The following is a 21976-nucleotide window of genomic DNA, read 5'->3' as shown; positions in this document are numbered from 1 at the left end:
CTAGTAGGATAGGACCGCGCCTCGAAAGACGCGATCCTTAGGAACAATCTTCTTATTTTGTGGTCAAGCTAACTTGAGAAGCAGTTGCCCAAGGTCCTACAGGTGTTACAGTATATGTGGTTCCTGCTGCAAGCTTGCTGCCCGCCGCCAGATCGAATACACCAACTGCACCTTTACGGCTCGAGTACTTGTAAGTAGCCGTCAGCTTATCGCCGTTCGCGGCTGTCAATTGAACGCTTCGTCCGGAGAACAGCTCATCGCCTGGATCTTGAGCCAGTGTGACGTTGATCGAAGTGTCGCTAACCGCTTCGGCTCCCGTCACTTGCAGGGTGGCGATCTCCTTCGCTACGAAGGTCGGGTTGGTGATGTTGGCCCAATCCGAAGTTACGGTGTATTTGACACCTGGCGTTAAGGTTTGACCTTCAGGCAGACGGAATTTCGGTTCTTGCTTGCCGTCTGTGGACTGCGTGAATGGTACGTAGCGGGCCACGATCGGCTGTCCGCCTTCCGGTGTAATCGTGACTTGTCTAGCTTGCATCGAAGAGATGATCTGATACGTCTTACCATCTGCGCTGTTGCGATCGTTCAGGACGAATGCGTTGGCACCGCGACCACCACTGTAAGCAGATATGACGTAGCCGTAGTCCACGACGCCAGCCGATTTCAGCGATTCGAGCTCGAAGGTGTCGTTCGTTACTTGCGTAGCTTGGGTCATATCCAGCTTCGTTGCATTGCCTACGAATGTACCGGCTTGTTTTCCTTTGTAAGTCAGGTTGTAGCTTGTTCCTGGCTTCTGGACAGAGGTCGGAACGATGTAAGTGGCAATCGAACCTGTCTTCAGGCGCGGCATATTGGTCAACGTAAGACCGTCATTGAAGACGAAGTCTGCTTTGGCCTTATCGAATGCTTCATTCGTCGCGGTCAGTGGAGCATCGAATGTTACGATCAACGTAATTTCGTTCAAGGCCGTTACGCTGGTAATCTTGGCATTGTAAGCAGGAATGGCTTTCTGCGCTGTTCTGAGCAGGTAAGCTGCTTCACCTCGGGTGGCATTATCGTTGAGCGAGTAGAATTTATCCATCCAGTGTTGAACGGATTTCACGTCACGCTTGAGCGCCTTGGATACGATCTGTACGAGTTCGTCGTCTGTGACTTGCGCATTCGGATTGAATTTGCCATCAGGTGCTTGCATAATACCAAGACCTACTAGATCGGCAGCATATTGATAGTACCAAGCGTTCGGATTGACGTCTGTTAATGCAGCCGGCTTCTCGGCTGTACCTTTCAAGTCGAATGTATGCACAATCATCTTAGCGAGCTCTGCCCGATTGATGCTGTTGAGGGCGCGTAACGATTGATCTTCATAACCATGAATGATGCCTAGACGGAACAAGTCGTTCATCGCGGCTTCCAACTCTTGCAGTAGATCGGAGGAAGTGGTCACAACTCCGGAAGTAGAAGCTACCGGGGCCGAAGCGGCCTGTGCGTTCATGACGGCGAACGGTAAGGATGTGGAGCCGATGGCAGTTGCCATCAAGATGGCGGCTAGTTTCTTAGAGTGCTTGTTCATTATGATGTCCCCCTAGATTCGATTGTTTGTTGCCTACAACTGAATCATACCGGACACATATAAACGGCTTCGAAACCAGTTATTAATAAAATATAAACTGCCGCTTAAAAGATTATAAACAGCTAAGAGTCTGTCCGACGATTCGTGAATATTTATTCGGATAAATATTCTCGCTACACCGTGAACCGATAACCTGCACCCCATACCGTCTCGATGTACTGCGGGTTGGACGGATCAGCCTCCAGCTTCTCGCGCAGCTTGCGGATATGAACGGTGACGGTGGCGATGTCGCCGCTGGAATCGAGTCCCCAGATGCGCTCGAACAGGTCGTCCTTGCTGTACACCCGGTTCGGATGGGTCGCTAAGAATTCCAGCAGGTCGAACTCCCGGGTCGTGAAAGCAACTTGCTGGTTCCGCACGAATACCCGACGCGAAGCCGAATCAATGACCAGGCCGCGAATGTGAATCTCTTCCTTCGCAGGCGGCTCCTGCTTGGCGAGCAGTCGCTCGTATCGAGTCAAGTGGGCCTTCGCTCTGGCGACTAGTTCGCTCGGACTGAAAGGCTTCGTAATGTAGTCGTCAGCGCCGAGGTTGAATGCCCGGATCTTATCGATCTCTTCGTTCTTGGCAGACACGATCAGAATTGGCACTTCCTTCGCTTGTCTCAATCGCTTGCACAATTCGAAGCCGTCCATACCGGGCAACTGCAGGTCGATAATGATCAGGCTATAGTCCCCGTTTAGCGCTTGCTTCAGCCCTTCATCACCAGTGTGGCACAAGTCCACAGCGAAGCTGTTCAGCTCAAAATAATCGCGTTGCAGCTGAGCAATAGTCGTCTCATCTTCAATAATCAGGATGCGTGACATCGGGATCGGGACCTCCAGTGTTCGTCGTCGTTCGTTTCAAGGTGAAGAACAGGCTCGTACCGACGCCTTGCTCACTCGTGGCCCATATGGTTCCGCCGTGTCCTTCGATAATTTGCTTGGCAATGGCAAGTCCTAGCCCGCTTCCGCCGCTCGCAGAATTGCGAGATTGTTCTGCCCGGTAGAAACGCTCGAAGATGTGTGGTATGGCTTCGGATGGAATGCCCATGCCATTGTCGCGGATTTCTACCGTGACCCACTGAGCGTCTGCTTGCAAGGAAATTCGGATCTGCTTGGCTTCTTTATCCGAATATTTCAGTGCGTTCCCGAGGATATTAAGCACAGTGCGCTTTAGTTTGTCTCGATCGGCTAACACTGTAATGCTCTCAGATACATGCTGATCCCAGTTGAGAGAAGTGCCCTTCGCTTGCAAGTCGTATTGTAGCTCGTCGATGCAGTCATCCAGAAATTTTACAATATCGATATGTTCGAACGTGAAAGGAATTTGCTTGAGATCGAGCTTCGAATATAGGAACAGCTCTTCGACGAGTTGTTCCATGGCTACCGCTTTGGCGTAGATGATCGCCACATAATTATCCATCTTCTCTGGTGTATTGGCGACCCCGTCCCGAATGCCTTCAATATAGCCCTTAATATTAGTGATCGGCGTGCGCAGATCGTGGGAGATGTTCGAGATTAGCTCCTTGCGGTTCTCTTCATCCTGCAGCCGGAGTTGGACGGATTGCTGCAGTCGCTCTCTCATACTCTCGAACGCTTCGTTCAATTGCCCAATCTCATCCTTCGATTGAAGATCCAGCTTGAACTGCAGATTGCCCTCCTTAATGCGCTCCGCCGAGCCTCTCAGCAAATTCAGCGGCTTCACCACACTTCTCGTAATCCAGCGGTACAGCAGCACGTTCGCCACCACGAGGAATCCGAGCAACATGAGCGACAAGATCGGTAGCAGTCGACGCGTCAGCTCAGCGAACGGACTGCGTTCCCGGATGACGAACACACTGCCCTTGGCTCCATCGGAGTATTTGAAGTCGAACTTCGCATACGCGTAAAAGCGCTCCCCGATATTGAACGTATTGCGAATCTGGTTGTTGTTCAAGTCATAGGGAGGGAGTGCCTGTTTCAGTTCGGGTTGGTTGAACGTGTAGGACTCGAATACTTGGTTGCTCTCCCGTCGGACATACAGTCCGGCTCGCTCTGTGCGAAGCTTGAAGTCATAGTCGGCCAGCAGCTTCTCATTCTGCAAAGTATCCGGTTCATTCTTAGCCAGGTACTTGAGCTCGAGGAATATCGACTCTTCCTGTGTCGTCAATGGATTCAGCCGATAATGCACTTTATAGATATCACGGAAGCTGTTCAGGTCTCCGGTAGAAGCAATCGTGAACAGGCCGGCGGCAAGCACGAACATGAGCAGGCTAATGAGGAGCATGGCCGTATAAGACAGCAGCAACTTGATACGAATGGACATGATCTCACCTCACTAATGTTGGTTGTTGGTTTGGCCTGAATAGGCTACAGTATGCACGTGCGAATAATCCGGCAAACATTGAACCCATTATAGCAGGAAATCCCCCTTGCGTGTTACGTGTCACCCTCTCCCCCGTTCTAGAGGTATATATCCATGTCCATCAAGGAGTCTGTCCGACTAAAGCAAATCCACCGCTGTTGAAACTATTATTTTTGCATATCCTGATTATGGTTAATCGCTAGGTATGGTATATTAGGAGTAATAGACATTCAATTCAAACGGCATAAGTTGGGATGATGTGAATCGGGTGGCAGTTCCAACAGATCAGACAATCCAATAACAAGGAGGCAGCAAAAAATGAGTAAATTCGAACCGCAAACGTATGCCAATCATAAAAAATTTGTACCTTTGTATCATTTCATTCTGACGCCGCTCTCGATTATTATCTTCATTGCGTCCATTGTTCACACGATCAGAGAGGCATTCAGCTATTCGTCGCTATTAATCTTCGGTTGTTCACTCTGTATTGCGATACTGGTGGTGTTAGTCCGAGTATTCGCAACTAAGCTGCAGGATCGCATGATTCTTAAAGAAGAGAACCTCCGGCATATTCATCTAACCGGCAAACCGTTGGATGCCAGACTCACCTTGCAGCAGATCATTGCCCTCCGTTTCGCCGAGGATGACACCTTTCCTCAGCTTTGCAAGAAAGCCGCTGATACGGGGATGGAGCCTGGGAAGATCAAGCAGTCCATCACGCATTGGAGAGCGGACCACTATCGAGTATAAGCGTGCCAAGTTACAGAACATAAGAGTGTAGTCGTGCCGTGCGTTGGCGAATAGGGGAACCCAGTTCCTTTGTAAGCAGACGTACGGCTTTTTTGCGTAACCCAGAATGTGTGTATTGTCAGCCGCCCGAAGCTATGCTATCCTACGAAGGATAGCAGCAATTGAAGAAGAAAAGCCGGGGCTTGCTCCGGGAGAGGTTCGGAAACTCCCTCTATAAAAAACTAACGACAAGCACTCGCGGCCCTAGGTGAAGTCCGTGCAGCGTTCTTACTCGCTGTTCCGCCTATTCATTTCCGCATCAGTGCCCTTTTTTACGTGTCCTCTAAGTTTTTAATGATGAGCCAGTTCCGGAATCTCATTCTTCTTTTCGCGACCGCTAAGCGGCCATGCGCAGAAAAGAGAGGAGATTTTTTTTATGTCCGTACACACCCATTCGAATGCCGGTCGAAGCGAGCAAGAGCTTCAAGACATTACGCTGCTTGGCAATCAGGGGACGAAGTACCCGTTCCACTACTCACCGGACGTGCTGGAGGCATTCGACAACAAGCATCCGGGTCGAGACTACTTCGTCAAGTTCAACTGTCCCGAGTTCACGAGCTTATGCCCGATGACCGGCCAGCCGGATTTCGCCACGATCTACATCTCCTATATTCCGGACGTTCGGATGGTGGAGAGCAAGTCGCTCAAGCTGTATTTGTTCAGCTTCCGCAACCACGGAGATTTCCACGAGGATTGCATGAACATCATCATGAATGATCTGATCGCGCTGATGAATCCGCGCTACATCGAAGTGTGGGGCAAGTTCACACCGCGTGGCGGGATTTCCATCGACCCGTACTGCAACTGGGGCAAGCCTGGCACGAAGTATGAGCAGATGGCGGAGCATCGCTTGATGAACCATGATCTGTATCCTGAGAAAGTCGATAACCGATAGGAGGCGTGATTCGGATGAAAACAACTTGGATCATCTTGTATTTGCTAGGCATTACACTTGCCAATGTACTCACAGCCAGCAGTGACCCGCTCATCTGGGGCAAATTCATCGTGCCGGTCGGCTCGTTCCTGATCGGGGCGACGTTCATCTTGCGTGATCTGGTGCAGAACGCGATCGGACGTAGGAACACGTATATCGCCATTGGATCCGCCATGCTGTTGTCCGCGGTAACTTCTTACGCGCTGGGTGACACGCTGTGGATTACACTTGCTTCGGCGGTCACGTTCCTGTTCTCTGAGACGACGGATACCGAGATCTACACGCGGCTGAAGCTGCCGATGTCGCTTAAAGTGCTGTACAGCGGCATTGTGGGCGGGGCGCTGGATAGTGTCGTGTTCGTTATTATCGGGTTGTCGCCGCTTGGAGCGGGATTCTTGCCATGGGATATGGTCGGGTATGCGATCATCGGGCAAATCGTGGTGAAGACGGTCATGCAGCTGCTCGGCTCAGGCGTCATTCAGCTTGTGCCAGTTACACGGAAAGCGATGCAGGCGTAAGCCTAGAAGTGTGTCCGATGATAGCAAATCCGTGAATATTTATTCATTGCAACCTACAAGAACCCCTGGAGTGTACATCACTCCAGGGGTTTCTCATAAAACAACATAATAGAAATTAACCTGACACCGCTGAAAGGTCCGCAAAACCGGACGCGGAGCGTCGGAACACGTAGTGCCATGAGCAAGAGAAGGGCAAAGAGGGCATGGGAAAGGAGCGGAGAAGTGACACAGCGTCCGCCTGAAATCGGGCCCCGTCTCCAACAAACAAATTCAAGGGGCCCGATTCCAACAGCGGACGGAGCCGCCACTCGCCCCCCACTGTACTAAGGTGCCGACATCATAGGCGGCCCGATTGCCTCAACTCGCGAGCAGAACGTCTGCTCGTCTACCAGTCCAGCCCAATACAGCCTCAGCTCGTTGAACAGCTCAGCGTACTCATTCTCCCCAATGTTCATGTCGGTGAACAACCGGTAGCTCGGAATGATCTCTCGGAACAACGAGAACCGCGAGGGGCGGTTGATGACATCTGTTCCATGACCCGACCACTCGGCTGCTGCGATCCGGGCGGGAAGACTGCACGTATGCTGCCTGATGAACAACTGAGCGTTGGAGGAAGTCATGAATTCGACCAGCTTGCGGGCCGCCTCCTTGTTCTTGGAGTGCCGGTTCACGGCCAATCCGATCGTGAGTAGTGTGGTTAGTGATTCTCCGGAATGAGGGACGGGGGCGATGTCGAAGTCCAAGTCAGTGCCCAATAAGTGATTCAGTTGAAAATAACTGGTCATGACGATAGAAACCTTGCCCTGCCGGAACATGTCGATCTTCTGGGTGTCCCAATTCATGAGACTGTTCGGCAGTGACGGATTGTTCTTATAGACTTGTCGGCCGTATCGGATCGCTTCCATCATGCGGGTTCCGGTCAGCTTAATACGGCCATCTTCGTGACGCTCAAATGCCTTGCCCCGCTGCATCAGCAATATACTCGCCCGGTTCTGTGTCGAGAAATAACAATGAAAGCCGATCCGTTCGTTCGGAATGTGCAAGGCATCCGCGCATTCGAACAATCGCTCCCAGCTCCAACTGCTATTCGGCTCTGAAAGTCCTAGCTGCGCCAGATGGCTGCGGTTGTAGCACAAGATGATCGGAGAGAACATAAAGGGCTGTACCCGAAGCTGGCCGTCTACCGTGAAGGCGTCGGACAGGAAGTGGTACAGCTCATCCTTACGTTCGAGCGGGTCGAAGTCATCGAGGCTGTGATTGTCGGAAAATTGAAGAAAGCTGTTGTAGTTCATCGTAACGACGTCCAGCAAGCCATTCTCGAGATACGGTTTGTACTGATTGTAGGAATTGTGTCCGAGTGGAACGGCGTGGACGCGAATGTTGGGATGCTCACGGTGGAACATGGCGATGAGCCGGTGAATGTCCACATCGTCCGGAATGGTAGGCGAATACCCGAGCCGGATCGTGACGGCGCCCTTCTCAGCCGGATCGACTACCTGACTTCCGACTTTAGGGACTTTGACAATAAGCCCTTCACTGACGAGCAGATCAAGCCCTTTGCGCACCGATTGGACGCTTAATCCATATTGCTCCGCAAGCAATTTCTCGGAGGGCAGATATTGCTCAGGTGCGATGTTCCCGGTAATGATTTGATTGCGAATCGATGAGACGAGTTCATCCAATCTTGGACGGAATGTTTTGCGACTGGGTCGGCGTTCCATAGGCGTATCAACCTCAACCTTATATTCGATGATATGATTATTGATCTTATTAGATATACTTCAGTATGTCAAACAGAGATTATACATAGCAGAAGTGATTTTCAACAATTTACATATTAGATAAATATCAGAATAGTTACTTTTTCACACATAAAACACGGTTATACAGTGTAGTTGCCCATTATTTATTTTTAAGATCGTTTTATCGTTGACAATATCTGATGTGTTAAATATATTTGAAATTAGTAATACGTATTAGATAAGTATCACATTGTATCCGCTTTTATCTTTCGATGCAGACTTGTTGAATGTATGGAGGTGTTTCTCATGAACGGATAAGATCAGTTGAATTGTTGGACATCACGATCTTGCTGACAGGCGACAAGCCATGATTCACGATAGGTTCAACAAAATTCATATGGACAAAGGAAGGTCGATCAGATTGGTTCGTAAACAGAGGTTGTACAGTAGCTTGATTGTTTTGTTACTCGTCGCTTTACTATCAGCTTGCAGCGGCAGTGGAACGAATACGACTACCCCGGGAGTAGATGCTCCGAAAGCGACGGAGAAACCACCTGAGCCGATTGAGTTGAAAATTCATGCATTTGGCGTATCGGAAGAGGAGTTCAACAAGCGGTTCAAGGACGCTCTACAGAAAAAGTTCCCTTATATCACAATCAAATGGTTGAAGTCGACCGGGCCTCAAAGCACAATTGAGGAAATTATCGCCACAGGTGAGATTCCTGATATTATTCGCGGACTATCCAGCACGGTACAAACCAGATACCTGAACCTGGATTTAGGTTACGATATGAACGAATTGGTTAAGAAATACAAGTATGACTTGAGCCGCTTTAATCCGATCTTCATTAAGGGTTTCATGGATCTGACGGCCCAGAACGGAGAACTATACGGACTTCCTGTATCCCCTTTCTTCTCGCGCGTGCTGTATTACAACAAAGACTTGTTCGACAAGTTCGGTCAACCTTATTTGAAGGATGGCATGACCTGGGATGAGGTCTATGAGGTGGCCAAGAAGCTTACCCGGGTGGAAGACGGGGTCACTTACCGTGGGTTCAGCGCGAATGTCTCCAGTCTATTAACGTACAATGAATATTCGCTCTCAACGCTAGATCCGGCTAAGGATGAACTGTCCAATTTTGATACGTGGAAAAAAATACTGAACAACTACATGCGGTTTTATCAAATACCGAACAACGAAATCCGTCCGACCCTCGCGGAAGAAGGGGCACTGTTCCAGAAAGGCAACGTAGGCATTCATGCTGATATATTCTCGCCCTACCTTGACTTGAGCATGCTGAAAAACTGGGACATGGTGTCGATCCCGATTATTGACGGAGCACCTAAGAAGATCGGTATATTCCCACCTGGATACTTGATGATTACGAAGCAGAGCAAGCACAAGGATGAGGCGTTCAAGGTCATCATGGAGATGCTGAGCGACGAAGTGCAGATGAAGGATTCCCGCAACGGATTTTTACCGACAGTCGCCAACAAGGGGATGATGGATGTTCTTGGTCAAGACAGTGCCGCTTACAAAGGTAAGAATATGAAGGCCGTCGGCTATTACGAGCTCGCTCCACTACGCCCGACACGTGCGAAGGGCATGACGGTGATTGAGACGAACACGGCGGATGCGCTTATGCGGGATGCCTTCCTGAATTCGGCCTTGGGTAAGGATGATGTGAATACAGCATTGAGGAAAGCCGATGACCTGTTGCGCAAACAAGTGGAGTTGGAGAAGACCAAGACGAAGTAAGAACCTAGTCCAACAAATAGGAGACTCAGACAACGATGAGCTACAACTTATACGAATTGAATCAACGTGGCCTCCCCAAACTGTTGGACGGAGTGGAGCAGAGAGCGGAGTGGCTCCACAAACGAAATGAGATTCAACAGCAATGGTTAGACTTCATGGGAGGCATACCTGATCGACCTCCGATTACTTACAAGGTGCTGGGTGAAGAGAAGGAGCAGGATCATACGCGGGTACATCTCGTGTACAATACCGTATTCGATGACACGGTCACCGCCTACTTGTTAATCCCGGATGAATCCGTGAGCGGCATGGGGGCAGACGGACGCCGCTCCGCCGTGCTCGCACTGCACCCTACGCATGAATCGGGCAAGGCGAATGTCGCGACCCCCAACGGTGTGGAGAATAGGCGCTACGGCTTGGAGCTCGTCTCGCGCGGTTATATCGTGCTTGCTCCGGATGCCCTGACCGCTGGGGAACGAATCTACGAAGGGCTTCTCGCCTTCCGCAGCCAGCCGTTCTATGATCAGCATCCCGAATGGTCTACTGTCGCGAAGAATACGGTTGATCATATGCAAGGGGTTGATCTGCTCTGCTCGTTGGCTAGCGTGAATGCCGACCGAATTGGAGTGATCGGTCATTCGTTCGGCGGCTACAACGCCTATTTCTTGGCCGGTCTGGATAGCCGGATCAAGGCGGCGGTCAGCAGTTGTGGCTTCAGCCCCTTCTATGGCGATCATCGGCCGACGCATTGGGGCATTCGCGATTGGTACACCCACTTACCCCGAATTACCGAATGTTTGAGCCAATATGAGATCCCGTTCGAATTTCACGAAATCGCTGCGTTGGCGGCTCCTGTACCGTCGTTTCATTATTATGGCCAAAGCGACCACATCTTCCCGCATTGGCAAGCGATCGGAGCCTGTATGACCGAGCTTCATGAACTGTATCGCTTCCTTGAAGCGGGCGACCGGTTTCAGGCGATCATGACGGACAAGGGGCATGATTTCCCACCGGAAATACGCAGTATGGCGTATGCTTTTCTCGACCGTTGGTTGATGTAGACTGTGGTGGAGTAACGAGGCGTTGATGACTAGTTGTTCGTAGGAGCTGTCGTACCCTCTTGTTGCTTGTACATGCGGCTTGTTGTATCTTGGATACAGAATACCATGCACATGTATAAGAAGGGGCTGCTGCGAGATGTCGAACGAACTGGGAACGAAGCCAAATCCATGGAAGCTGCAAACACCGCCTCAAACGTCTGAATTCGAGATGTACAAGGATGAGAAGGATGGCAAGGCGATTCTGGTATGTACGGTAGGCAAGACGGTCCTACACTATGACTATAGCTGTCTGGCTGATCTGCACGCCATGCTGAAGGAGCATGGCGACTGGATGGAGCTCGGCAGCGCAGATGAGCAGAAGCCGGCCAAGGAAGGCACAGTCGAAGCTTGGGGGCGTTCGCCGGACAACCCAGTCGGGGGCTGGTACGGGTTGAAGAAAGGGCTGCGCGGCCGATTCGGCATGTATGTGCCGCCGTTAATGGAAGTGCTCGGGCTTGCCGAAGTGGAGCACAACCCGAGGAACAATCGGATGCGCGCGATCTAATCAGCGCGCGCTCTACCAGGAGATCCCCGGGAAGAGGTGGGCGATGTTGTTCGATCGATACATCGGTGTAGACTATTCCGGAGCGGGTGACCCGCGTACCGTGAACCGGAACCTTGCGGTAGCTTGGGCGAAAGCCGATCGGGAGGTTGAACTGCTGCCGCGCAAGTGGACGCGGGAGAACTTGTACCTGTACCTCGTAGAGGCTCTGCGATCGGACCAACAACTTCTGGTAATCGGACTCGACCATGGGCTTTCCTACCCAAGCGAGCGTCTTCAGGAGTTGAATCTGCACAGCTGGGACGAATTCCTGACCTGGTTCGGTCGGAACTGGAAGACGGCGCGGCATTCCGTGGAGTATGGCAAGAGACAGCAGCAGCCTCCGTACAGCTCGACGCTCAAGAGATTGGTGGAACGGGAGTTCACACCCGCTGCCAAGAGCGTTGTTGACCTGGATCGCCGGGAAAGCCTGCAGGGAGCGGTGTCCTACTCCACGCATGCTGGCCTGGCCTGGATCGTGCGGCTAAGGAGGCTGCAGCGGGCGAATGTAATCCGGGTCCACTTCTGGCCGTTCGATGGAGTGGTCATTCCGGAGAACCACCACGTCATTGTGGAGGCGTATCCTTCGTTGTATCGCAGGCGAGTGACTGTGGACGCATCATGGAACGAACACGAGCGGGATGCGGGGGCGATTGCGGCCTGGATACGGGATCGGGATCGCGACGGCGTACTGGGCCGCTACCTGTCGCTTCCGACCTTAACTAGCGAGGAGCTCCAGTTGAGTCGGCTGGAAGGTTGGATTGTTGGTGCGCTGTGATGGACGGACAAGTGAATAAGGGTGAGCACGGAGGAGCAGGGCTGACAAGCCTTGCTCCTCTTTGTAATGTGCCCGGAAGGGACTTACTCGTCGCGATGATGAGACAGGCGGTAGGGCTATGAAATGATATACAGCCTCCATACATTTACGGTAGAATGGTTCTGTATTCGGCTATTTTAATTTGCATAAGATCCCTAGTTGCGGAAGGAGTCTCTCATGAAGACAGCAGTTATTTTAGCGGCAGGTTCCGGTACCAAGATATGGCCCTTTGCCGAGGTTCGCCCCAAAGCCATGATACCGGTTGGCAATCGTCCGATTGTATGGCACCAGGTGGAGCTGCTCGAAGGACTTGGATTTGACAATATCATCATTGTTGGCGGTAACATGGTTGAGCAAATCCGTCATTACTTTCGGAACGATCAACGAGTCACTGTCGTGCAGACGCAACCGAACAAAGGTACGGCTCATTCCCTGCATGCGGCCAAGCAGCTTGTGAAGGACTTCGCTTTCCTGGTCTTCTATGGAGATACGATGCTGAATAGAGCGGATGTAGAACGAATGATAACCCGTTTCGAAGCGGGAGGACATGAAGCGGTGGCGTTAGTGGACCCACTGAGGGAAGAATTGCCCCAGGATTGGATTTGCTGCACCTTATTGGACGGTAAGCTGGATCAAATCATGGGACATCCCCGCAGGCCGTTTACCCACCGTTTTGGCGCGTTCGCGTTTGCGGATACGTTCTGGCCCTACGTTGAAACCAATTCAGGGTTATTCACCCATGTTCAGGTTGGTATGATGCCACCCATGGAAGGATTTCTGGAAATGTCGGTTGCGGATTATCTCCAAGAGGGAAATGAAGTGCCGGCGGTAGAAACGAAAGGTATATTCATGGACCTGGATAAGCCGTGGCATATTTTGTCGGCCAACCAGAAGGTAGCGAAGCTCCAGTGCGACAGCTTGACCGAGAGCATACTTGGGGAAGGTGCGTCGATCCATCCCAGTGCAGCTATAGATGGCTTAGTGAAACTGGGAAAGGGCAGTGTAATTGGACGCAACGTGGTGATCAAAGGAAATGTGATCGTAGGCAACCATACGACAATCGAGAACGGGGCGATCCTGGGCGGCAACAATCTCATCGGGGATCATACTTACATAGGCAATTACTGCCAAGTATCAGCAGGATCTGTTATCGGTAATAAATGTATCATTTCCCATTGCGCTGAGATCGCCGGTCTGACTATGGATGTGGTCCATTTGACGCATTATATGGAATTTTACGGAATTATCGGAAGCCATACCGACCTTGGCGCTGCTACGGTGTGTGGGACGCTTCGGTATGACGACCGTTATGCGATGCACAGGGTGAAAGGACGACGGGAATACCCGAAAGAGCATGCGAACGCCAGTTATTTGGGCGATTATGCGAGGACTGGTGTTAACGCGATCTTGATGCCCGGCTGTAAGGTGGGTGTCAACAGCATTGTTGGTTCTGGAGTCATCCTGGAAGAAGATTTGCCGAATCGGACATCGGTCTATCAAAAGCAGGAACTGGTTCGCAAAGAATGGGGACCGGAACAATACGGTTGGTAGGGCGTGGCTAGGAAGAAAGACTGATAGGGATACCAGAGGGATATGGTATGGTACATTTAGGAAATTGATAAGGAGGGCTGTACATGGGATGGTTAATAGGGCTTGGTGTAGTAGTGATCGTAATCGTATATCTCATTGCAACGTACAACGGGTTCGTGAAGATGCGCAACTGGGTGAAAGAGTCCTGGAGTCAAATCGATGTGCAGCTGAAGCGGCGTCACGACTTGATCCCGAATCTGGTGGAAACCGTCAAGGGATATGCCAAGCATGAACAAGAGACGCTTGCGAAAGTAATTGAGGCGCGGAATCAGATGCTGAACGGCACGCCCAAGGAACGTATGGAAGCGGACAACCAGCTGCAGGGAGCGCTAAAATCGATTTTTGCGTTAGGGGAAGCTTATCCGGACTTGAAGGCCAACGAAAATTTCCTCAATCTGCAGGAGGAATTGACGGCTTCGGAGAACAAGGTGGCTTACTCCAGACAACTGTACAACAAGACAGTCGCAGACTATAACATCAAGCGGGAGTCTTTTCCATCAAATATGGTAGCAGGGATGTTCAGCTTCAAGGAAGAACAGCTGCTCAGTACGCCGGAAGCAGAGAAGCAAGTGCCCAACATTAAGTTTTGAGTAGAGGGTGACTGCAGTGCTATACAAGCAAATCGAGCAGAACAAGCGGAGGACGATAGGACTGATCCTGCTTTTCAGTATCCTGGTTGCAGCAACGGGGAGCGCAGTGGGGTACTTGGGTCTTGAGGACATTTGGTTCGGCATTGGACTGGCAGCCGTCGTGTTGATCGTATACCTCCCGATTACATACTTGTCTGCCAATGCCCAGGTGCTTAGTATGGCCGGGGCGAGAGAGGCTTCACGGGAAGAACATGCCCAACTGTACAACATTGTGGAGGAACTGTGTATTCCAGCTCGTATTCCTATGCCTCGTATTTATATCGTGGAGGATCCATCGCCTAATGCGTTTGCGGTAGGGATTAAGCCGGAGAAGGCAGGTGTAGCTTTTACCACAGGGCTGCTGGAAAGGTTGAATCGCGAGGAAATCGAAGGGGTGGCGGCTCATGAGCTCGCGCATATTCGCAATTATGATATTCGGTTAATGACGATCAGTATTGCCTTGATTGGTGTTATTGCCATTCTGGCGGATATGGGATCGAGGATGATGTTCCAGCAGCAACGTAGAAACAGCAATAAGAAGACCCACCCGGCTCTACTAATTATAGCGTTGGTGTTTATTGTGCTGTCTCCGCTCGCGGCGAGGTTCGTTCACTTTGCTGTGTCCCGCAATCGGGAGTATTTGGCCGATGCCACAGCGGTGGAGCTGACACGAAACCCGACAGGGCTGAAGGAGGCTCTGATCAAAATAAGCGACAGCGATCTCGATGTGCAATCCGCGAAGAAATCTACAGCATCCATGTATATCGCCAATCCGTTCAGTCGGGCGCGGCAAAAAGACAGGGGGAGCTGGTTCAGCACCCACCCGTCTATGAAATCGAGAATCGAGAGATTGGAACAGATGTAAGAGTTATGATCGCATGGAATAGATGGAAGAGCAGAAGCGGCCTGCCGCTTGTTAGGGCTAGATGTATTCGCTACGTGTATTGAAGATACCTGGCTGTAGATTAGTCCATGGTGTAAAGGTTGTCGTCAGCGAATAGCGTCGGCCGGATTCCGCCGAGCGATAGGCGCCGAACAAGATCTCGTGGACGTGCAACTGCTGTCTGCCGGACTGGATCGGCTGTGTCCCCGCGCGTAGGCAGCGCACGAAATGCGTGATCACGTCCTCTTGCGGGATCGAGGCGATCGTTGCACGTGGGACGTAGCAGTCCGGGATTCCGCGCCAAGTCACGGGTTCGGCCCCATCCGGTACCGCTTGCCCTGGTGCATGGACGACCAAGGGGAATCCACTGTCGTTCAAGGCCACGGTTCCGTTGCGTCCATAGATCAACGTATTGTTCATCTTGAACGACATGCCCCACAGCGTACGGATGACCGCCTGCTGTCCGCCTGCGAATTCGACGATGAGCGTAGCGTTGTCATCGACATCGCTCTTCACCCGCTTGCCATCGCCCACGATTCGATTCGGAATGAGCGTACCGACTTCCGCCATGACGCTAACTGCCGGGCCCAGCAAGGCGATGAGTCGGCTGACCGGGTAGACCAGGCAGTCGAGCACAGCTCCGCCGTGGGCGACCGACTTGTCGTAATACCAGTTGTCCCGCCACGGACCAGGTAAGGAGAGCTGGGCTTCGGCACCGGTAAGTTTACCGATCACCTGTTCATCGACATACTTGCTGGCCGCTAGAAGGGTGGGGTTCAAGTCGAACGGTAAGCTCATGAAGATAGAGCCATTCGACTCGGCAAGCTCGACCATGCGTTTGCATTCATCGAAGCTGGTGGCCATCGGCTTCTCGTTCAGCACGTGTAGCCCCTGTTCGAGGGCGGCTAGTACCGGCTCAGCGTGGGCTGAATGCGGTGTCGTGACGACGACCGCATCCAGCTCCTCCCGATCCATCATGGCGTAATAGTCGTCATACCATTGGGGCACGCCGTAGGCGATTGCCTTCTTTTCTGCGTTGTCCAGGTGCCTCGAGCACGTCGCGACGAATCGGACGCCCTCCAGCTTGGCTGCCTGTTCGAAGTAGCGGTTGCTGACATGACCGCTGCCAATCATGCCTAGGCGTATCGGTTTCATATGTAGTTGCTGCGAGTATCGTAGATCGCGGGCTGCAGCTTCTCCCATGGCGTGAAGGTGGTTGTCAGTGTATAGCGCTCGCCGGATTCTGCGGAGCGGTACGCGGCGAACATAATCTCGTGTACGTGCAGCTGTTGCTTGCCGTTCTGCACAGGTTGTTCGCTGGCGCGAAGTGCTCGGACAAAATGGGTCATGATATCCTCATTCGGAATGGCTGCGATCTTACTATGCGGTATGTAGCAGTCCTTGATCCCGCGCCACACCACGGGTTCAGCATCCGGCAATGCTTGTCCCGGAGAATGCACGACAAGCGGCAGTCCGCTGTCATTCAATGCCACGGTTCCGCTGCGGCCGTAGATGATCGTGTTGTTTTGCATGAAGGACATGCCCCATAGTGTGCGGATGACCGCATGCTGACCGCCTGCGAATTCGACGATGAGGGTGACGTTGTCATCGACATCGCTCTTCACTCGCTTGCCTCCGCCGACAATCCGGTTCGGGATCAATGTATTCACTTCCGCCATAACACTGACGGCAGGACCGAGCAAGGCGATGAGCCGGCTGACTGGATAGACCAGGCAATCGAGCACAGCTCCACCGTGAGCGATCGACTTGTCATAATACCAGTTGTCGCGCGGTGGTCCAGGAAGGGAGAGCTGCGCTTCGGCGCCTGTAATCTTGCCGATGTATTGTTCATTGACGAATTCGGAAGCGGCCAGGAAGGCCGGGTTGAGATCATACGGCAAGCTCATGAAGATGGCATTCTTCGCTTCCGCAAGTTCGACCATCTTCTTGCAATCCTCGAATGAGGTAGCCATCGGCTTCTCATTCAACACGTGCAGTCCCCGTTCCAATGCAGCTAGCACAGGCTCCGTATGCACGGAATGAGGGGTAGTGACGACAACCGCGTCCAGCTCTTCCTTGTCCATCATAACGCGGTAATCGTCATACGAGCGGGGGACGCCGTATGCAGCAGCCTTCTTCTCTGCATTAGCCAACCGCCGCGCACACGTAGCTACGAAACTTACACCCTCCAGCTTGGCGGCTTGCTCGAAGAATCGGTTGCTAATATCTCCACTGCCAATCATACCTAGTCGAATCGGTTTCATATTGTATAGGCTCCCTGTCATAGTAGTAGATAAACTCGCGTGTACGAATATCCATCGTACTCTTACAATCCCGCATAATTCCCCGCTGCAAACTCTGCAGTCCGTTCGAAGTCAATGCGCCATGTCACCGTTTCCACGTTAAAGGCTAGACGTTTCATCGCGATTACGATGTTGTCTGCGCGAATTTTCGCCACGTTAAGTCCATCGTAACTGACTGGCTTCCAGCCTGGCGGTAACCTCAGGTACAAGTTGCCGGTTTCGCCGACAGGACGGGTGCAGACTCCCTTGAGGTAGCCTTTGTCCGCATGCCATTCCAGCCGTTCGATCTCCACGCCACCTTGGGTGATGTGCATATCGGTTGAGAGCAGCCACGGATGAGGCATGGCCCGGCTGATACGCAGCACTTTGATGCTGTATGCGGGAACCTCGACCTTCACCCTACCGGTCATCTCGCCCACATACTTCTCGCTCCAGAAGTCGAATACGGTGTAGGGCACATCCACTTCCAGACCGAGGTCACGGAACGACAGTTCCATGCTCATCATGGAATCCCCGGCATATAAGAGACCTACGACATTCCAGTCCTCCCAAGCTTTCTTCACGCGCAAGTTGAATATCTTCGGGAAGTCTGGCGCTACGGACGTGAACAGGTCTACAGGCTTGGCCATCTCCGAGTAGGGGGGGCAGACATTTCTTGACTAGCGCAAGGCGCTCATCGCTAATGGTGGCTATGTCATCACCCAGCATGACGGGCCCGGCGGACAAGCCGAACATGCTGACGGTTGCCTGGGCTTCCTCTAACGGAATCGGTTTGTCGACGGTTAATACATTGAAGCCGTCGTTATAGTAGAGCTTCCGGTCGGTGAAATACGTGTAAGCCATGGACGCGGCCACGAGACTGATCAGCTTCCAGCCATGAATCGTGTAAGTTGCCGGGTATTCCGCCATCGTCTCGATCAGGGGCCGGCCTTCACCGATGTCTGGCCCGACCCGCACAGCATCTACGTAACCTACATTTTGGAAAGTTGTTCCTGTGGAGGAGAGCAGGTAAGTGTCTTCCCCTGCAGCCTCACGGATTACTTTCAGAGCTTCCCGGTAAACCTCGGGGCCTTTGATTTTCGAGCGATCGTAGTATTCGTTATATGGGAAGTGGCCTGGTGTGGACCCCGACCCGGCATACAGGAAGTCGATCATGAAGAAACGGATCCCAATCTTGTTGTAGTACTCGAACACCTGCTTCAGAAACTGCTGCGACTTGGGGTGGCTGCCATCGAGGCTGTAGAAGCCGACGCGCTCTTCCTTGGGCAGGGTGCCGGATTTGCCGTAGGGGGAGCGGTAATTGTTGAACAAATACTCGCCATCCTTTTTCAGCAAGTTATCCTTATGCGCCTCGAACAGGTCAGACAGCTTGTGGGGAATCCAGAACGGTGCAATCCAGAAGCCAAGCTTCTGCCCGTACTGCTCCAGCTTGCCGATCAGCCACTCCCACCCGTCGGGAAACGCTTCGCGATTCTCTTCGTTCCAGTTGCCGGGAAGCATGTCCTTGAGATTACCGATGCTTGTCCAGATGTTGCGAATGCCGAATCCGCCGAGCTTGTATTGAATGGCAGCCGCATTCTCTAGCACGATCTCCTCATACGTTTCCTGGGAGAAGCCGTCTCGCCACGTCCATCCTCCAACCCAACCGAGAGAAGGACGTGCCGCGAATTTGGGCTTGTAATGCTCGCTTACTCGCTGTGCCCACTGCTCCAGACTTGCAAATGGATTGTCGCTAACCTCCACATAGGCCGTTTCCGACTCTATCCGCTGTCCTGGCACAAGCTCATAGTCGTCAAAGTTGCAGAAGGCCTCAACTGCTATTCGACCCTTGTCCGGTTCGTATTGATAGTGAATCTCGGTATCGGCTCGGTCGAATGTAAGGAAGCTGCAGTTGAGGGCGACTCCTGCTTCGGGATTGTAGAGCAACCCTACGGTTTTACTCTTGTGGTGGCCTGCGTCGGAGCTGATCATCCGCACGGCATTATCGATCACCCAAGCCGATTGACAGAGCACTCTCGTATCGGCCGGGTGCTCGCCTAGCGTAATCGAGGACGCCGAATCCGCTGAATTTGCTGAATTCGCTGAATCCGATATGCTGCTGCACATAAGCTTGCATTTGCCCAGTACAACTGGGGCTTCTCCGTGATTGTGAATCGATAGGGATACGGTCATGAAGGCTGACTCCGCATAGACGCGGAACACGACTTCTGTTGCTACAGCTGGGGATTTGAACTGGCCGTTCACGGTAATTTGTGTGCAAGTGCCGTGTTCATCCTGTAAGGCGAGATTTTCCTGAACCGAAGTGATGTTGCTGAAGCATGAGCTCGGGACGCCGTTAAGTTCCATAACCACGTCCATCTGCTCGATTGCAGTCCGTTGCTGACTTGTGATGAAGGACCAAGCCTGGGCGGAAGCATCGAACGTGAAGACGCCGCCCTTGTTCTCACACCTGTACATGTCCATAAGTTCACCTTTTCATGGAACCGGATTTTAGGATGTGTAACCGTTTTCGAAGCTAATCTACCACATCCGCTATGTACCGTCAATGAAGGAATGTTTGATGGCTGGCTAGTTGTTTGAGTGCGGCAGTCGATACCAAATGCGCAAGACGGCCTAACGGGAAAAGCTCCCGTTAATTTGTAAGAAAAGGTAGTGAAATTACATTTAACTGGAATTTCTCCATCTAATTTCTTGGTTTTGCCCAGTTGGAGGGGAAACCAAGGAAATTAACAGGAGGAAATCCTGTTAATTCGATAAAACCGGAGAAATTACCCTAAGTAACAGGATGATTTCCTGTTACTTGAAACAGATGGCCAATAACCTGACCGATGAATTCCGGTCAGGTTATTATTCCTATCTTAACCCCTTACTAGAGGCTGTCGATTCATTGTGGACACGCGAAATCCCTTATACAATCCGAGGAGGTTCAAACAAGATGTTTGAGCACCCGGGGTCCCCGCAAAGTACTCGGAAAATGCTCCGAAGCTTAACTTCACTTTGTGGGGTATAGCGTAGGGGTCCTTTTTCACTTGGAACGGCCGTCAATCAACAATGGATCGACAGCCTCTACTACCGCCCGCCCCCAACCACTTTCATCTTCAGCGCGGTCTCATAGCGGGTGAAATGCACGTAGTCGCCATGCATCCACAGCAACACAGTTTCGCCGCCGTCCTTGCCATGGGCCAGCACAGGCCTCACATTGTTGCGCGACGATCCGGCGGTTATGGCGTCCGATGTCCAGGTGCGTCCGTGATCGACCGTGTGCCAATGCTCAATTTCGAAGATGCCGTTCACCGGACGGGAAAGGTAGACGTGGCGCGGATCGGCGTGATCGAGAATGAGGCCGCCGGAGTAAAACGGCTCCCGCTCGACAACTCCCTCTTCCGTCTGAGGGAACCAGGCGCCGCCAGCTGTGATCTCGTGGCTGTCCCACGATTCCCCATTCCAATAACTGTACCAGTAACGGTGATCGGTATCGGATTGGAACACGGCATATACGATTGCTGGATGACCTTGCGCGTCGATGGCGATATCCCAGATCCAGGCTTTCGTGTTATGCACGGTTCCATCGAATACAACATCCGCATCGCGTGGAGCCATAGGCAGGTCGGAGACGGCCGTGACAAACGTTCCATCGGCATGGGATACGGCACCGTCTCGGATGCAAGCGCAATATATACTGTTATTCGGCTCAATATTCGGATGGCCGTCGGTGAAAGCGAACCAGATGGTGTCTTCGCGGTTGCCGGCATACTTGATGTAAGGGCGAGCTCCGTCGCCGAGAATCAAGGTTCGCGGGCTGGACCAGTCTCCCCCGTCGCCATCTGGTCTGACGCAGAAGTTCGGCTTGAAATTACCGCCCCGCCAGAATAGGTAGAGCTGCTGCTCGTTGCCCACATGGACCGGATTCGGGTACGTATACCCATGCAACCCGCTCGTATTGTCCGGGATCTGCTGTTCGGGACCGAAGGAAGTGATATCTTCGGCGACCTCCATTGTGCGATAGTACATGGTCGTCCCATTGTGCGCCGAATAAAAGATCGTGGCGCGGCCGTCAGCAGGAAAGTAGAGGGACGGGTTGGCGTGGTCGTCCTGCTGTAGACTCGGCTTGATCAGCACGGAGGTGAGGGTGCCGTTGCTATGATCGTATGCTCCGATCCGTACGTCCCCCCGCCCGGTCAGCCAGCCTACGTATGTCCGGTTGTGTACGCCTGTGAACTGGACCGCCCTTGGATCAGCGAAGAAGCACCAGGCCCCGTCTTCTGTAAAATCTTGATAATTGTCGCCTCGCATAATATGACTCTCCCTCTTGTACTATATCTAGTGGTTGTCATCTACTTCTTACCAGTCACCCTAGTCCATACAGTTTACACCATTAACTATAGGCTGAGAAGTCAATCAAAACCGGGTTTACGT

19 protein-coding genes and 1 riboswitch are annotated in these 21976 nt (G+C 52.1%); of the genes, 10 read left to right on the top strand and 9 right to left on the bottom strand.

What is annotated here, in order from left to right; all coding sequences use genetic code 11:
• Window positions 1-52: 52 nt before the first annotated feature.
• The 3 genes from AC1DWB_RS03460 to AC1DWB_RS03450 all read right to left on the bottom strand — a co-directional run bounded on the left by AC1DWB_RS03460 (window position 53) and on the right by AC1DWB_RS03450 (window position 3916).
• Complete coding sequence (locus AC1DWB_RS03460; protein ID WP_477539628.1) at window positions 53-1570, bottom strand: S-layer homology domain-containing protein; 1518 nt, start codon at window positions 1568-1570, stop codon at window positions 53-55.
• Window positions 1571-1743: 173 nt separating this feature from the next.
• Window positions 1744-2436: a response regulator transcription factor gene (locus AC1DWB_RS03455; RefSeq protein ID WP_477539627.1), complete on the bottom strand. Its 693-nt coding sequence runs from the start codon at window positions 2434-2436 to the stop codon at window positions 1744-1746.
• Window positions 2414-3916: a sensor histidine kinase gene (locus AC1DWB_RS03450; protein ID WP_477539626.1), complete on the bottom strand. Its 1503-nt coding sequence runs from the start codon at window positions 3914-3916 to the stop codon at window positions 2414-2416. The genes AC1DWB_RS03455 and AC1DWB_RS03450 overlap by 23 nt, the downstream gene beginning before the upstream one ends.
• A gap of 357 nt (window positions 3917-4273) precedes the next feature.
• On the opposite strand from AC1DWB_RS03450, the gene AC1DWB_RS03445 reads away from it, so the two are divergent.
• The 3 genes from AC1DWB_RS03445 (at window position 4274) to AC1DWB_RS03435 (ending at window position 6196) form a co-directional block, all read left to right on the top strand.
• A complete protein-coding gene (locus AC1DWB_RS03445) occupies window positions 4274-4705 on the top strand; it encodes a DUF6526 family protein (protein ID WP_477539625.1) in 432 nt (143 codons plus the stop codon).
• 187 nt (window positions 4706-4892) lie between these two features.
• A riboswitch (PreQ1 riboswitch) is annotated at window positions 4893-4936 on the top strand.
• Between the two features lie 184 nt (window positions 4937-5120).
• Entirely contained in the window at window positions 5121-5639 is a 519-nt protein-coding gene (gene queF, locus AC1DWB_RS03440) for a preQ(1) synthase (RefSeq protein WP_477539624.1), read from the top strand.
• Between the two features lie 14 nt (window positions 5640-5653).
• Window positions 5654-6196: a VUT family protein gene (locus tag AC1DWB_RS03435; protein WP_477539623.1), complete on the top strand. Its 543-nt coding sequence runs from the start codon at window positions 5654-5656 to the stop codon at window positions 6194-6196.
• A 323-nt stretch (window positions 6197-6519) separates the two neighbouring features.
• Here the strand turns inward: AC1DWB_RS03435 and AC1DWB_RS03430 are convergent, their stop codons facing one another.
• Window positions 6520-7917, bottom strand: coding sequence for an extracellular solute-binding protein (locus AC1DWB_RS03430; protein WP_477539622.1), 1398 nt, complete (start codon window positions 7915-7917; stop codon window positions 6520-6522).
• Between the two features lie 472 nt (window positions 7918-8389).
• Here AC1DWB_RS03430 and AC1DWB_RS03425 point away from each other — a divergent pair, with 472 nt between their 5' ends.
• The 7 genes from AC1DWB_RS03425 (at window position 8390) to htpX (ending at window position 15239) form a co-directional block, all read left to right on the top strand.
• Window positions 8390-9697, top strand: coding sequence for an ABC transporter substrate-binding protein (locus AC1DWB_RS03425; protein WP_477539621.1), 1308 nt, complete (start codon window positions 8390-8392; stop codon window positions 9695-9697).
• Window positions 9698-9732: 35 nt separating this feature from the next.
• Window positions 9733-10758, top strand: coding sequence for a dienelactone hydrolase family protein (locus AC1DWB_RS03420; RefSeq protein ID WP_477539620.1), 1026 nt, complete (start codon window positions 9733-9735; stop codon window positions 10756-10758).
• A 136-nt stretch (window positions 10759-10894) separates the two neighbouring features.
• Window positions 10895-11302 carry a DUF6855 family protein gene (locus tag AC1DWB_RS03415; protein ID WP_477539619.1) on the top strand — a complete coding sequence of 136 codons (408 nt, stop codon included), beginning with the start codon at window positions 10895-10897 and terminating at the stop codon, window positions 11300-11302.
• 43 nt (window positions 11303-11345) lie between these two features.
• The gene (locus AC1DWB_RS03410; protein WP_477539618.1) at window positions 11346-12116 is read left to right on the top strand and encodes a hypothetical protein; all 771 of its coding nucleotides are present in this window, start codon (window positions 11346-11348) and stop codon (window positions 12114-12116) included.
• 216 nt (window positions 12117-12332) lie between these two features.
• Window positions 12333-13706: a nucleotidyltransferase family protein gene (locus tag AC1DWB_RS03405; protein ID WP_477539617.1), complete on the top strand. Its 1374-nt coding sequence runs from the start codon at window positions 12333-12335 to the stop codon at window positions 13704-13706.
• Between the two features lie 83 nt (window positions 13707-13789).
• A complete protein-coding gene (locus tag AC1DWB_RS03400; RefSeq protein WP_477539616.1) occupies window positions 13790-14335 on the top strand; it encodes a LemA family protein in 546 nt (181 codons plus the stop codon).
• 16 nt (window positions 14336-14351) lie between these two features.
• The gene (htpX, locus tag AC1DWB_RS03395; protein WP_477539615.1) at window positions 14352-15239 is read left to right on the top strand and encodes a zinc metalloprotease HtpX; all 888 of its coding nucleotides are present in this window, start codon (window positions 14352-14354) and stop codon (window positions 15237-15239) included.
• Between the two features lie 57 nt (window positions 15240-15296).
• Here the strand turns inward: htpX and AC1DWB_RS03390 are convergent, their stop codons facing one another.
• The 5 genes from AC1DWB_RS03390 to AC1DWB_RS03370 form a co-directional block, all read right to left on the bottom strand.
• Window positions 15297-16412, bottom strand: a complete 1116-nt coding sequence (locus tag AC1DWB_RS03390) for a Gfo/Idh/MocA family protein (protein WP_477539614.1) — start codon at window positions 16410-16412, stop codon at window positions 15297-15299.
• A complete protein-coding gene (locus AC1DWB_RS03385) occupies window positions 16409-17521 on the bottom strand; it encodes a Gfo/Idh/MocA family protein (protein ID WP_477539613.1) in 1113 nt (370 codons plus the stop codon). The genes AC1DWB_RS03390 and AC1DWB_RS03385 overlap by 4 nt, the downstream gene beginning before the upstream one ends.
• A 62-nt stretch (window positions 17522-17583) precedes the next feature.
• Complete coding sequence (locus AC1DWB_RS03380; RefSeq protein WP_477539612.1) at window positions 17584-18057, bottom strand: hypothetical protein; 474 nt, start codon at window positions 18055-18057, stop codon at window positions 17584-17586.
• Window positions 18038-20017 carry an alpha-amylase family protein gene (locus tag AC1DWB_RS03375; protein WP_477539611.1) on the bottom strand — a complete coding sequence of 660 codons (1980 nt, stop codon included), beginning with the start codon at window positions 20015-20017 and terminating at the stop codon, window positions 18038-18040. The genes AC1DWB_RS03380 and AC1DWB_RS03375 overlap by 20 nt, the downstream gene beginning before the upstream one ends.
• Window positions 20018-20629: 612 nt before the next feature.
• The gene (locus tag AC1DWB_RS03370; RefSeq protein WP_477539610.1) at window positions 20630-21853 is read right to left on the bottom strand and encodes a BNR-4 repeat-containing protein; all 1224 of its coding nucleotides are present in this window, start codon (window positions 21851-21853) and stop codon (window positions 20630-20632) included.
• Window positions 21854-21976: the final 123 nt, after the last annotated feature.

This window comes from Paenibacillus sp. P4_E11 (assembly GCF_056401635.1).
Note: the sequence above shows the minus strand (reverse complement) of the source record. Positions and strands in the feature narration are given on the sequence as shown.

Bases quoted from the DNA above. Each gene is read 5' to 3' on its own strand.
- AC1DWB_RS03460 (WP_477539628.1), bottom strand. From the start codon at position 1,570: ATGAACAAGCACTCTAAGAAACTAGCCGCCATCTTGATGGCAACTGCC.
- AC1DWB_RS03455 (WP_477539627.1), bottom strand. From the start codon at position 2,436: ATGTCACGCATCCTGATTATTGAAGATGAGACGACTATTGCTCAGCTG.
- AC1DWB_RS03450 (WP_477539626.1), bottom strand. From the start codon at position 3,916: ATGTCCATTCGTATCAAGTTGCTGCTGTCTTATACGGCCATGCTCCTC.
- AC1DWB_RS03445 (WP_477539625.1), top strand. From the start codon at position 4,274: ATGAGTAAATTCGAACCGCAAACGTATGCCAATCATAAAAAATTTGTA.
- queF (WP_477539624.1), top strand. From the start codon at position 5,121: ATGTCCGTACACACCCATTCGAATGCCGGTCGAAGCGAGCAAGAGCTT.
- AC1DWB_RS03435 (WP_477539623.1), top strand. From the start codon at position 5,654: ATGAAAACAACTTGGATCATCTTGTATTTGCTAGGCATTACACTTGCC.
- AC1DWB_RS03430 (WP_477539622.1), bottom strand. From the start codon at position 7,917: ATGGAACGCCGACCCAGTCGCAAAACATTCCGTCCAAGATTGGATGAA.
- AC1DWB_RS03420 (WP_477539620.1), top strand. From the start codon at position 9,733: ATGAGCTACAACTTATACGAATTGAATCAACGTGGCCTCCCCAAACTG.
- AC1DWB_RS03415 (WP_477539619.1), top strand. From the start codon at position 10,895: ATGTCGAACGAACTGGGAACGAAGCCAAATCCATGGAAGCTGCAAACA.
- AC1DWB_RS03410 (WP_477539618.1), top strand. From the start codon at position 11,346: ATGTTGTTCGATCGATACATCGGTGTAGACTATTCCGGAGCGGGTGAC.
- AC1DWB_RS03405 (WP_477539617.1), top strand. From the start codon at position 12,333: ATGAAGACAGCAGTTATTTTAGCGGCAGGTTCCGGTACCAAGATATGG.
- AC1DWB_RS03400 (WP_477539616.1), top strand. From the start codon at position 13,790: ATGGGATGGTTAATAGGGCTTGGTGTAGTAGTGATCGTAATCGTATAT.
- AC1DWB_RS03390 (WP_477539614.1), bottom strand. From the start codon at position 16,412: ATGAAACCGATACGCCTAGGCATGATTGGCAGCGGTCATGTCAGCAAC.
- AC1DWB_RS03385 (WP_477539613.1), bottom strand. From the start codon at position 17,521: ATGAAACCGATTCGACTAGGTATGATTGGCAGTGGAGATATTAGCAAC.
- AC1DWB_RS03380 (WP_477539612.1), bottom strand. From the start codon at position 18,057: ATGGAACTGTCGTTCCGTGACCTCGGTCTGGAAGTGGATGTGCCCTAC.
- AC1DWB_RS03375 (WP_477539611.1), bottom strand. From the start codon at position 20,017: ATGTACAGGTGTGAGAACAAGGGCGGCGTCTTCACGTTCGATGCTTCC.
- AC1DWB_RS03370 (WP_477539610.1), bottom strand. From the start codon at position 21,853: ATGCGAGGCGACAATTATCAAGATTTTACAGAAGACGGGGCCTGGTGC.